A 12,042-nucleotide genomic window follows, 5' to 3' on the forward strand; every position below is an offset into this window, starting at 1 on the left:
TGCCGGGATGCCTTTGCGCCATCGCACATCATCCAGCCACTTCCCGGAAAAGCCGGGCAGCCTGCTCTGTCGCATAGACGACGGCGGCCGAACGATTCCAACGGGTTTGCGCGATCAAGCACAGGGTGGTGGTGATCTCGGGAGATATGATCCGCTGCCACGAGAGATCGGAGCCCTCCGCCGTTCGACGCAGATTCTTCGGGGCAATGGTATAGCCTCGGCCGCTGCGCACCAGGTCCAGGATGGACGGCAAAGAATCCACTTCCACGCGGACGTTCAAGCGCAAGCCGAGCCTGACCATTTCGCGGTCAAGGGCGGGACGAATGGAGTGATGGCTACCGGGCAGGATCAATGGCAATTCTGCCAAGCTCTTTAGCGGGACTCTATCGCGATAACGCCCGTGGGGCTTCCTGCCAATCAAGTACAACGGTTCCGTCACAATGGGTTCGACGTACAGGTTCCCCGTTGCAGGCGGATTGTGGGCGATCGCAAAATCCAGCTGCCCGATGCAGGTGCGCTCGAATAGTGCGCCCGACAAGCCTTCGATGAAACTCACGCTGGCCTTGGGGAAGCGCTCGAGGATCGCATTGCACAGCTTCGGTATGAGCAAGCGCCCGGCCGTTGGCGTCAAACCGATCACGACCCGCCCGCCCTCCTCAGCCCCCCCGTCATCCAACGCACGCAGCGAAGCATCCACGCTATGCAAGATGCCGCGTGCGTGTTCCAGGAACCGCCGGCCCGGCTCCGTCAACACGACACCTCGTCCATGCCGGTGAAAGAGCGTGGTGCGCAGCTCGACCTCAAGCGCACGAACCTGGCGGCTGAGCGTGGGCTGCGCGACGCCCAACAAATCCGAGGCATGGATGTAGCTGCCGCTATCAGCCACGGCAACGAATCGACGAATCTGTTCGATATCCATATTTTGCAATTCATTATCGAGCTATACGGATCAAGCATAGCAGCGTTGGCGATTCTAGCGTTGCTCGCGCATCGGCACTGTCTCGATAATCGCCGCCCATAACTACATCCCACTGGACTAACAGCCAAAGGAGACCCGCATGTTTTTTTCCCGGTCGGCGCTGATTCTCTGTGCCCTTGCCTGTGCAACCCCTCCCACGTTCGCCCGTACCTCTGATCCCATTACGGTGGTCGTGCCCTTTGCGCCGGGCGCGAGCGCGGACGTCACCATGCGTGCCATTGCGCAAAAGCTCACCGAACAAAGCGGACAAACAGTCATCGTCGAGAACCGCTCCGGGGGCGGCGGCATCATCGGCGCCGAAGCGGTGAAAAGCTCGGCGGGACGAGGGACGATGCTGTACCAATCGAACATTGGATCGCACGGCATCAATCCCTCGCTCTATGGCGACCGGCTGACTTATGACGCAATCAAGGACTTCAAGTCAGTCAGCCTGCTCTGGCGATTTCCCTCGGTACTGGCCGTCTCTTCCCAAAGCCAAGCCCGGGACGTCGCCTCCCTGATCAAGCTTGCGAGCGAGAAAAACCTGACCTACGGATCGGCGGGTACCGGGTCTAGCGGCCATTTGCTGGGTGCCATGCTCTCGGAAGCAACCGGCAAGCCCATGACTCACATTCCCTACCGCGGCGCAGCGCCTGCAATCGTGGACCTCGCGGCCAACCGCATCGATTTCTTTTTTGTCTCGTACTCATCCATACGCAAGCTCGTCGAGGACGGGCGCCTGCGCGTGCTCGCCGTGGCGAGCGATAAGCGCATGAAATTGCTGCCCGATATCCCTACCCTGGCAGAACGCAACGTCAATGGCGTCGTCGTGGACAGCTGGTTCGGCGTTTCTGCACCGGCGGGTACGGACGACGCAACCATCGACCGACTGCACAAGCTCTTCGCGGCCGCCGCGCGTGACCCCGAGATCGTCCGAAAACTCGAATCGGACGGGGTCGAGGCAGTCGGCAGCACCCCGTTGGAATACGACGCCGTGATCAAGACGGACATCGAGCGCCTGGGCAGTGTGGTCCGGCGGATTGGCGTTACCCCGGAATAAGAGGAACATCGACATGCGACTGCAGAACAAGGTTGCCGTGGTCTTCGGAGCCGGTCCGAACATAGGCGGCACGATCGCCCACTTTCTCGCGCGCGAAGGGGCATCGGTACTCGTGACCGACATCGTGGCTGAAGCGGCGCGGGAAACCGCCGAATTCATCCAGGGCAAGAACCTGCGGGCGGCCTGGGCGGCCTGCAATGCACGCGAAGAAGCGGACGTCGAAGCTGCCATCCGCACCGCGGTAGAAACCTTCGGTCGCGTGGATGTCATCGTCAACATGGCCGGCCGTGTTCATTGGGCCCATACGCTCGACATGCGCCTGGACGACTGGCAAGACGCCGTGGGCAGTTTCGCCACGGCCGGCCTCCTCACCACGCAATATGCGGCACGGCAAATGATTCGCCAGGGCCAGGGTGGCAGCATCATCCACCTGCTCTCTACCGCCGCACACTTCGGCGAAGCGGACGGTGCAGCCTACTGCGCTGCCAAGGCAGCCCTGCTGAACTTCGCCCGATCTGCCGCAATGGATCTGGCCCATCACCAAATCCGCGTCAATACGGTGACCCCGTGTTCGATGGAACACCAGCTCTGGACGTTGATGAAGGACGAAGTGTTCGACCCCAACTGGAAGGTTCCGGATCGCACCGGGTTCTATTCGCGCCAGGAGTACCTCGACCAGCTGCCGCTGCGTCGCTTCCCCCGAGCGTCGGATCTTGCATGGGCGACCGTGTTTCTTGCATCGGACGAATCCTCGTGCATCACGGGAATCGATATACCCGTGGACGCCGGACTGCGCCACAAGTACCCGACCTGGACACCTGGCCGCCACCATCCGCTGTCCATTCAAGACTACGTACGCAAGACCTTCATTACCCGATACGGGGAACCGAACGAACCCCTGACCGAACGCTTCGGGCAACCGCGCAATACGGAGTAACCCCCCATGACCACAGTAACGCCTATGGCGCTCGACGAACGCGCCGAACGATTCCTCGCCCTGACCAAGACCGGCCCTGACACCGACATGGGCAAACTGCTGCGCCGCTTCTGGCACCCGGTGGCACTTGCCAGCGACGTCGGCCCGGGCGAAGCCAAGACCATTACCATCCTCTCCGAAGAACTCACGCTCTATCGCAGCCAATCCGGCACCCCGCACCTGATCGGCGGACGATGCGCTCACCGCCGCACACTGCTGAGCACGGGCTGGGTCGACGGCGACACGGTGCGATGCATCTACCATGGTTGGCGTTTTGACTCGAGCGGAGCGTGCGTGGAGCGGCCCGCGGAAGTCGATACCGGCATGCCGCGCACCCGCATCGCGGGCTACCCCGTTTACGAGTACGGCGGCCTGATCTTCGCCTACATGGGAGAAGCCCCCGTACCCGAGTTCGATTTACCCAGGAAGGCGCTGACCGAGCTGGAAGGCGCCGTCCTGCGCAACGGCGTCGAGCGTTGGGACAACAACTGGTTCCAGCAGATCGAGAACTCGATGGATGCCACGCACGTCAGCTTCGTGCACCACGCGCTGAAGGTAGGGCCATTCGGTGCCGCCGTCACGAACGCAGTACCCAAGCTGGAATACCAGGAAACCCCCGCCGGCATCCGGCAGATCGGACGTCGCGCCGACAACAACGTACGGGTGAGCGACTGGACGTTCCCCAACAACAATCACATCACCGTTCCCGGCCTCAAGCCCGAGGACCCGTGGATAGACGTATTCGTCTGGATGGTGCCGAACGACGACCTAAACACCACCCGCTTCATGATCTATAGCCTGCCCCCAGGTGGCAGCGAGGAATCGCGGCAGCGGTTCGAGCAATATTTCGACACCTATGGCAAGTACGATCCCGCCGCCCATCACGACGAACTGTTTGCGATGCGCGAGTGGAACAACCCGGACGACATGTTCGTGGGACTGACCGCTGCCCAGGATTACCTCGCCATTCGCGGGCAAGGCCGCATCGTTGACCGGACCAAGGAAGTGCTGGGCCGCTCCGACCTGGGCATCGTCACGCTGCGCAAACTCTTCTGGCGCGAGCTGGACAAGCTCCGCAACGGTGAACCGACCAAGGAATGGCGCCGCCTAACAGAAGCAGAACGCCTGCCCACGCAGCCGGGCCTGGCCCAATCCGCCGCGTAACGAGCAGCTCGTATGGATATCCTACCCGCGCCCTACCATCGCGAGCCCGAACTGAATGCACTTCGCGACTCGGTCCGCAGATTCGTCGAACGCGAGCTGATCCCCCTCGAGGCCGAACTCAAGCACCACCCGCGCCTGGACAAGGTCCAAAAGGCGGCGGTGCGCGAGCGAGCACGCAAGGCCGGACTCTGGATGTTGGACATTCCAGAGTCGCTGGGCGGCCAGGGCCTTTCACTGGAAGCCATGTCGGTCTTCTGGGAAGAGGTGGCCCGCGCGGCCGTACTGACCGCGCGCGACCTCGACGTCTTCGGCCCGGTCGCAGGGCCTATCCTGTGCAACCTGCAGGGCGAGCTGCGCCAACGCTACCTCGACCCCGTCCTCGCGGGGGAGAAGCAGGCATGTTTCGCTCAAACGGAACCGGACGCCGGGTCCGACCCCGCCTCCATGCGGACCCGCGCCCGCAAGGAAGGTGACGTCTACATCCTGAGCGGCACCAAGCGCTTCATCAGCCATGCCGACCATGCAGACTTTGCCCAGGTGTTCGCGGTGACCGATCCGGAAAAGCGGGCGCGGGGAGGGATTTCCTGTTTCCTCGTAGACCTCGACAGCCCTGGGATCACGCGGAGCACCGACCACATGATCATGGGCGATGCCCTGGGCGAGATTCATTTCGACGACGTACGGGTGCCGGCGCGGAATTTGGTAGGTGCTGAGGGCGAAGGGTTCGCCTTCGCGCAGCACGCGATCAACCATGGCCGGATACGCCATGCGGCCCAGGCCTGCGGCGCGATGGAACGTTGCCTGGAGCTCACCATGGAATACGTGCGCCAGCGACGCACCTTCGGCGCGCCCATCGGAGAGCGCCAGGGGGTGCAATGGATGCTTGCCGACGGCTATCAAAATCTGCATGCGGCCCGCCTGCTGACCATGGATGCAGCGGCCAAGGCCGATGCCGGCCTCCCCGTGCAATACGAAACGCTGATGGCCAAGCTCTTTGCCGTGGAACACGCCTTCAAGGTGGTCGACGACTGCCTGCAATTGCACGGCGCTACCGGGCTTTCCATTGAGTCGCCCATTCATCGGTTTTGGCTCGAGATACGAAGCTTCCGCATTACCGAAGGGGCAACCGAGGTCCTCAAGACCACGCTGGCCCGCCGAATCCAAGCGTCCCTTCCATGAATCCGAGTACATCCGCTTCTCGCAGCCCGCTGCTCGCAGGGGTCACCGTCCTGGAGCTCGGCACCATGGTGACGGCGCCGCTCGCCGGGCGCATGCTCGCCGACCTGGGCGCGCGCGTCATCAAGGTCGAAAACCCCGCGCAAGGTGACCCTTTCCGCCGCCATGCGACCGGCCACGACAGCCCCCAGTTCTGCGCATACAACCACGGAAAGGAGAGCGTGGCGCTGAACCTGCGCGAAACCGCCGGTCGCGCGGCACTGCTGCGCATACTGGAATCGGCCGACGTGCTCATCGACAACTTCCGCCCGGGCGTACTGGCACGGCTCGGCCTGGACGACGCCACGCTCTGCGCCGTCAATCCGCGCCTGGTCCGTTGCTCCATCACTGGCTTCGGCCGCGACGGCCCTTATGCGCAGCGCCCCGCCTACGATTCCGTCGCATTGGCCCTGTCGGGCGTGGCTGCCTTGACCGTGGATCCGGCGAATCCATTCTTCAGCGGCCCCACGATCGCCGACAACGTGACCGGCATGTATGCCTGCTATGGCGTTCTGGGCGCGCTCTACCGACGCAGCCAGACGGGGGAAGGCGCCCGCATCGAGATCAACATGCTCGACGCCTCCGTCGCCTTTATTCCGGATTGCATCGCCATTGCCGGGCATCTTCCGGGGCGGATCACGCCCCATACGCGCGTCGCCATCTCGCAAGCATACGCCGTGCGCTGTGCCGACGAGCAGCTCCTTGCCCTACATCTTTCCTCCAGCCAGGATAACTGGCTCAAGCTGCTGGAGGTGCTCGATCGTCAGGAATGGCAGCAAGATCCGCGCTTCGCCAGCCCGGCGAGCCGGGCATCTCATTTCTATGTGCTCAACGAAATGCTGGGAGAAGCGTTCCGCGCCCGGCCGCTATCTCATTGGCTGAGCGTACTGGAAGCGGCAGACCTCCCTCACGCGCCGATCCGCAACGTCGCGGAGATTGCCGACGACCCTCAACTGCAGCACCTGGGAACGCTCGAAGACATCACGAGCACCAGCGGTACCTCATATACCGCCGTGCGGACTCCCGTCCTGGTCGACGGAGTACGTCCGCCGATCGGCTCCGCGCCACCCACGCTCGGACAACACACCGAAGCGGTGCTCGCGGAATTCAGTGCGCAGGCACCTGGAGGTGAATGAGATGACGGCTCCCAACGATGCACCCTCCCTGAAAGATTCGATACCGCCGCGCTGGCGCGATGCGAACGTGCTTCCCCTATGGTTGAGCCGCACTGCCCATAAGCCACCGCCGCCGCCCCCTTTGCCCAGCCATTGGGCCTGGGAGCGCCTGCGCGGGCTCATCGTAGACGTGCAGCACGAAGTCGACACGGACATGGTGGAACGGCGCGTCCTGCAATTGCTCGCTGCCGACCTGCCGGACTGGAGCCGGGAGGCAACGTGCGGCCAAGTGCTGGGAGCCATCCAGTGCCTGATGCCCGGCGAGCGAGCCCGGCCACACCGGCACACCATGCAGGCGCTGCGCTTCATGCTCGAGGGTTCGGGGGCCGTGACCATCGTCAACGGCAAAGAATGTCCCATGGAATTCGGCGACCTCATCCTCACGCCGTCCATGGCCTGGCACGAGCACTATCACGGCGGCACCGAGCCCGCCTTGTGGCTGGACGTACTCGACGTCCCGCTGCATATCGCGTTGCGGACCATCAAGTTCGAGGCAGGCCCACCCTACGGCCTCCCCTCCCACATTCCGGACGTGGCCTACGCGCCGGGCATGGTTCCGGTCACCGATTCGCCTGAAAAGGCATCGACGCAATACCGTTATCCGTACGCCTGGGCATCGGCAGCCCTGCCTCATTGCCCGGTCAATGCCGTCGGCTTGCGCGAGCTGCGATACGTGACCCCGGAAACCGGTGACGACGCCTTGCATACACTGTCGTGCTCGCTCCAGCAGCTCGAGCAGGATACCGCCGTCGCGAAACACTGCCTGTACGAGGATAGGCTGTGCTGCGTGGTGGAAGGCGAGGGGTATAGCGAAATTGGCGACATGCGAATCGACTGGCGCAGCAAAGACGTATTCACCATCCCGCGAGGGCAGTGGGCCCGCCACGTTTCGCTCAGCAAGCGGTCCCGGCTGTTCGTCGTCAGCAATGCCCCATTGATGCGGTGGCTGGGGTGCTACGAAGCGAAGATCGAACCTACTTGCTAGACCGAGGAGCCCAATGAAACTGGGATGGATTCATGGCGGCACACTCGCCGCCAGCCTGGACGGCGACACATGGCGCGACGTCACCGCGATCCTCGCGGAACTTCCGGCGCCGAGCATCGATGATGGCCACGTGGATTGGCTGATTTCTCACCTGCCGCGCGTTCGGGAGGCGGTGGCCAGGGCCATCGACGGCGCGCCCAAGCTAACCGTGAACGACGCCACTGCGTGGCTGAGCCCCGTGCGGCGCCCGGGAAAAATCGTGGGCATTCCTGTCAACTACCAGGACCACGTCGATGAAGTCGAGCAGGCCCGCCAAACCTTCACCAACCGCTACACCGGATCGATCCGGCAGCAAGGATTTTTCTTGAAGGCATCCAGTTCCCTCGTTGGCCCATCCGAGGGAATTGCAATCCGGTTTCCCGAGCGGGAGACGCATCACGAACTCGAACTTGCCGTCGTCATTGGGCAACGTGCCGATCGCGTCCGGCCCGAAGACGCTGCCGGATACATCGCTGGCTACTGCATCGGCCTCGATATGGTCGTACGCGGCCCTGAAGACCGTTCGATGCGCAAATCGCTCGACAGTTACTCCGTGCTGGGCCCCTGGCTGACGACTGCCGACCAGATTGCGGATCCCGGGTCGCTTTTCATGTGGCTGGACGTCAACGGCTCGCGGCGGCAATCGTGTTACCCGCGGGACATGATCATGGGGATTGCGGAACAAATCGCCTGGATCAGCGAATCCTGCACCCTGTGGCCGGGAGACGTGATCATGACAGGTACATCGTCGGGCGTCAGCCGCGTGGTTCCGGGAGATCGCATCCTTTGCTCCATTGAAGGATTGGGATCGATGCAGGTGGACGTGCGAGCGGCTTGATGCCCTTGCTCGTGGCCGGCGCCGCCCGCCGCTACACCACCAGTCGCCCGCCCGAATCGATCTGGATCAGTTCTCCCGTCAGTGCCGCGGGTCCGTGCGCGAGCCACCATACCGCTTCGGCGATGTCCTCCGGTGTCTGCACGGATTTCAACGGATTCTTCGCGATGAGGGCGGCACGCAGCGCATCGTAGCGCTCCTGGCCCACGCCTTTGATCATCCAATCGCCTTCGATGAAGCCCGGCAACAAGGCGTTGACCCGCACCTCCGGTGCCAGGACGCGCGCGAGGGAGAAGGTCATGGCGTTGAGCGCGCTCTTGGAAGCGGCATACGCCATGCTCGAGCCCGTCCCCCGCAAGCCACCGACCGATGAAATGTTGATGACTGATGCGCCTCCCGTACCGCGCAGCAAGGTGGCAACCGCGCGGGTGACGACATACACGCCCGAGACGTTCACGGCGAAGACGCGCTGGAAGTCTTCGAAGGAGAGGCCGTCGAGGTTCTTGTGATCATTGAACGTGGTCACGGCCGCGTTGTTGACGAGGAGATCCAGCCGGCCCCACCGCTGCTCGATCTCGGCCGCCATGGCGCGACAAGCCTCATCGCTGGTGACATCGGCCTTGGCTACGAGGACGTCGGCCGCGCCCAGCTTGCGGCACTCCTCGGCGACCTCTTCGGCCGCCGCCGTGTCGCGCGAATAGTGGACGACGACGCGCCACCCCTGCTTGGCAAAATACTTGATCGTGGCCGAACCGGCCGCGTTTCTGCCGGTCGAGCCGGTCACCAGGCAAACCTTTTCCATTTCGTCCCCTCGTTCATTTCTTCCAATACGGTTCGCGCAGCTCCCGCTTGAGCAGCTTGCCCAGCGCCGATCGCGGCAGCTCGTCCCGGAACTCTACCGCGGAGAGCCGCTGCGTGCGGCCGACCCGGGCATTGACCCATTCCCGCAACGTCTCGGCATCGACCGTGCCGCCGGGCTTGCGCACCACCAGCGCCAAGGGTGTCTCGCCCCACTGTTCGCTGGGAATGCCGATCACGGCGACGTCTGCCACGTCCGGGTGAGACGCCGTCACGGACTCGAGGTCGGTGGCATAGATGTTGAAGCCGCCCGAGATGATGAGGTCTTTCTTGCGGTCGAGCAGGACCAGGAAGCCGTCCTCATCGAAACGGCCGATGTCGCCGCTACGATGAAAGGCCACGCCCGTCTCGTCGCGCCAATAGAAGGCCTCCGTGGCTTCGGGCTGCTTGTAGTAGCCAGCCATCATGTAGGGCGACCAGCCGACGATTTCGCCAACCTCGCCCTGTGGCAAGACGCGGCCATCCTCGTCGATGATGCGCATGTCATGGTCGGCGGCGGGCTTGCCCACGGTGCCGAGCTTGTGCGGATACTCATGGGCATCGAGTACGCAGCTGCATCCGCCCTCCGTCATGCCATAGATCTCGCGCAGGCCACCGGGCCATTGCTCGAGGATAAGCGCCTTGAGGCGCGCATCGAGCGGCGCGCCCGTGCACTGCTTGAGGACGAACGACGATAGATCGGTCCGCCCGAAGTTCTCGTGCGCGAGCAGGCGTTGGTACTGTACCGGCACCAGCATCGTATGCGTGACCTTATGCTCGGCGCACAGGTCCAGGTAGCCCCCGGCGTCGAATTTACGCATCAATAAGGTCAGGCCGCCGGCCGCAACCGTAGCCAGCATCGGCTGCAAGGTCGTATTCGAATAAAGCGGCGTGGACAAGAGCATGACGCTGCCCGGCCCCAAGCCGAAATTGCGCCGCATCGCCTGGCGCGCCCGCATGCCGTGGTGGTGGAGGATTCCCTTGGGATGGCCGGTGGTTCCCGAGCTGTAGATGATGTTGAAGGGTTGGTCCGCACCGTACTCGATAGTGCCGACGGGCAGGCTTCTTGCCAGCCAAGCCTCCCATTCGGCCCAGCCCGGGGTGGCGCCATCGAGCGCGACCAGGCGGCCGGCGAACGCGTCGCGCAGCGCCGGTTCCACGGTCCGCAGCAGCTCGCATCCGGCCGCATCCGCCACCAGCAACCGTGCGTCGGAATCGCGCAGCATGCCGAGCAGCGCCTCGGCCGTCGCCGAGGTCGCCAGAGGGACGATGCAGCATCCCGCGCGCACCGCGCCGAAGAATGTCTCGATTGCCCGCAAGCAAGGCGCAGAAAGCAGCGCTACCTTGTCCCCGGCAACCAGGCCCGAAGCCAGGCACGCACCGGCCACGCGGTCCATTTGGCGGACGAGATCGGCCCAACCCAGCTCCTCCGCCCCGCATCGGAAAGCCGGTGCCTGCGGGCGCTCCTTGGCGTGACGTGCGATCAACGCCGGAAAATCGACGAAGGGCTGCTGCCCGAGTCTTGCTCGAATGTCGTGGACGGTCTCCGCCATGGCCGCCTCATTCGTCATAGATCAGCACCAAGAACTCCGCGACCACGGCCGGACGCGCCTCGCCCTCGATTTCTATCGTGCATTCCGAGGTCACGCGCGTCGCGCCTTCCTGGCCTCCGCCTTCGCCACGCTCCACCGCCTTGATCCGCTGGCGCAGCCGGACGCGATCACCGACCTGCACTGGGTTGATGAAGCGGACCCGGTTGGTGCCGTAGTTGAGCCCGCGGCCACGATGCTTGATGGTGTAGATGGAGCGCGCAAGATAAGGAATCAGGGACAGCGTCATGAAACCGTGCGCGATCGTCTTGCCGCCAGGCATCTCCCGGCGAGCGCGTTCCACGTCTACGTGAATCCAATGGTCGTCCCCGGTAAGCCGGGCGAAATCGTCGATGCGGGATTGATCGATGGCCAGCCATTCGCTGACACCGATCTCTTTGCCTACCCAGGCCTGCAGGTCGGCAGGGCGGTCCAGGACTACCATGTCACCTCCTATTCTGTATTCTGTTTGCATCGCCGCCCGCGGCCGAACCGGGCCACGCCGGAAGCCGGGCGGCAGCGCTCATCGGGCGGGCACGCGCCCCAGCGAGATCATCGACATGACGACGTCGCCATGCTGATTGCGCACCTGGACCCGCGTGCGTATCGTGCCGACGTCGGGCCGGCTCTTGGAACGGATCGTCTCGATGATTTCCCGCTCCACCACCAGCGTATCGCCGGCACGGACCGGCTTGAGCCAGCGCAACTCGTCCACGCCCATGCCTATCATCGGCGTCTTGCCGTAACCGCCTGCCCGGAGAAACGCACGCATCGCCAGCGCGGCGATCTGCCAGCCGCTGGCTATCAGCCCCCCGAACGGTCCGGCCTGCGCGGCAGCGGGATCGGTATGCATGGGCTGCGGATCGTTCTCCCGCGCGAACGCCATGATTTCCTCGGCGGTGATCGTGAACGGTTCACTCGTCCACCGCTCGCCCACCCGGAAGTCCTCGAAACGGCGGCCTTGTTCCACGCTGGCGCTCATCGGCTCGCTACCCTCCGGTACTGGCAAGGCGCCTGCCGCGGGCAAGCGGCGCGGCGCAGTGGTATCCCGTACTCCATGAATCGTCTCCTCGATGTGTCGGTCGCGGCCAGCGGGAACGCACGGCCCCACGCGCGACCCTTCCTCCCCGGTCGTGTGCCGGGCCCCAACGAAGAAGCGAGCATGCTCCGGCCGCCGAGGCCCGCTCAAGTCATTTTTGGATAGTTTTC

The 12,042-nt window shown here is 63.8% G+C and carries 12 protein-coding genes; 7 read left to right on the forward strand and 5 right to left on the reverse strand.

Going from position 1 to position 12,042, the window contains the following annotated elements; genetic code table 11:
• Positions 1-28 precede the first annotated feature (28 nt).
• A complete protein-coding gene (locus Q0319_RS03305; protein ID WP_299450875.1) occupies positions 29-919 on the reverse strand; it encodes a LysR family transcriptional regulator in 891 nt (296 codons plus the stop codon).
• A 139-nt stretch (positions 920-1,058) separates the two neighbouring features.
• Here Q0319_RS03305 and Q0319_RS03310 point away from each other — a divergent pair, with 139 nt between their 5' ends.
• Genes Q0319_RS03310 through Q0319_RS03340 form a run of 7 tightly spaced genes read left to right on the forward strand, consistent with a single transcriptional unit; the run spans position 1,059 to position 8,410 of the window.
• Positions 1,059-2,018 carry a tripartite tricarboxylate transporter substrate-binding protein gene (locus Q0319_RS03310; protein WP_299450878.1) on the forward strand — a complete coding sequence of 320 codons (960 nt, stop codon included), beginning with the start codon at positions 1,059-1,061 and terminating at the stop codon, positions 2,016-2,018.
• Positions 2,019-2,031: 13 nt separating this feature from the next.
• Positions 2,032-2,955, forward strand: coding sequence for an SDR family oxidoreductase (locus Q0319_RS03315; protein WP_296469704.1), 924 nt, complete (start codon positions 2,032-2,034; stop codon positions 2,953-2,955).
• A gap of 6 nt (positions 2,956-2,961) precedes the next feature.
• A complete protein-coding gene (locus Q0319_RS03320; protein WP_296469702.1) occupies positions 2,962-4,158 on the forward strand; it encodes a Rieske 2Fe-2S domain-containing protein in 1,197 nt (398 codons plus the stop codon).
• Positions 4,159-4,170: 12 nt separating this feature from the next.
• Positions 4,171-5,337, forward strand: coding sequence for an acyl-CoA dehydrogenase family protein (locus tag Q0319_RS03325; protein ID WP_299450882.1), 1,167 nt, complete (start codon positions 4,171-4,173; stop codon positions 5,335-5,337).
• A complete protein-coding gene (locus Q0319_RS03330) occupies positions 5,334-6,509 on the forward strand; it encodes a CaiB/BaiF CoA-transferase family protein (RefSeq protein ID WP_299450884.1) in 1,176 nt (391 codons plus the stop codon). Before Q0319_RS03325 ends, Q0319_RS03330 begins: the two co-directional genes overlap by 4 nt.
• 1 nt (position 6,510) lies before the next feature.
• Positions 6,511-7,533 (forward strand): cupin domain-containing protein, encoded by a 1,023-nt coding sequence (locus Q0319_RS03335; RefSeq protein WP_299450887.1) that lies wholly within the window; start codon positions 6,511-6,513, stop codon positions 7,531-7,533.
• A gap of 13 nt (positions 7,534-7,546) precedes the next feature.
• On the forward strand, positions 7,547-8,410 hold the full coding sequence (locus Q0319_RS03340; RefSeq protein WP_299450889.1) for a fumarylacetoacetate hydrolase family protein: 864 nt from the start codon (positions 7,547-7,549) through the stop codon (positions 8,408-8,410).
• Between the two features lie 31 nt (positions 8,411-8,441).
• Here Q0319_RS03340 and Q0319_RS03345 read toward each other — a convergent pair whose 3' ends face one another.
• The 4 genes from Q0319_RS03345 to Q0319_RS03360 all read right to left on the reverse strand — a co-directional run bounded on the left by Q0319_RS03345 (position 8,442) and on the right by Q0319_RS03360 (position 11,815).
• On the reverse strand, positions 8,442-9,209 hold the full coding sequence (locus tag Q0319_RS03345; protein ID WP_296463115.1) for an SDR family oxidoreductase: 768 nt from the start codon (positions 9,207-9,209) through the stop codon (positions 8,442-8,444).
• A gap of 13 nt (positions 9,210-9,222) precedes the next feature.
• Positions 9,223-10,797 carry an AMP-binding protein gene (locus tag Q0319_RS03350; protein WP_299450893.1) on the reverse strand — a complete coding sequence of 525 codons (1,575 nt, stop codon included), beginning with the start codon at positions 10,795-10,797 and terminating at the stop codon, positions 9,223-9,225.
• Between the two features lie 7 nt (positions 10,798-10,804).
• On the reverse strand, positions 10,805-11,278 hold the full coding sequence (locus Q0319_RS03355) for a MaoC family dehydratase (protein ID WP_299450895.1): 474 nt from the start codon (positions 11,276-11,278) through the stop codon (positions 10,805-10,807).
• A gap of 78 nt (positions 11,279-11,356) precedes the next feature.
• A complete protein-coding gene (locus Q0319_RS03360; RefSeq protein WP_296463121.1) occupies positions 11,357-11,815 on the reverse strand; it encodes a MaoC family dehydratase in 459 nt (152 codons plus the stop codon).
• Positions 11,816-12,042: the final 227 nt, after the last annotated feature.

The organism is uncultured Pigmentiphaga sp., from assembly GCF_937950555.1.
In the GTDB taxonomy this organism is placed as follows: Bacteria; Pseudomonadota; Gammaproteobacteria; order Burkholderiales; family Burkholderiaceae_B; genus Pigmentiphaga.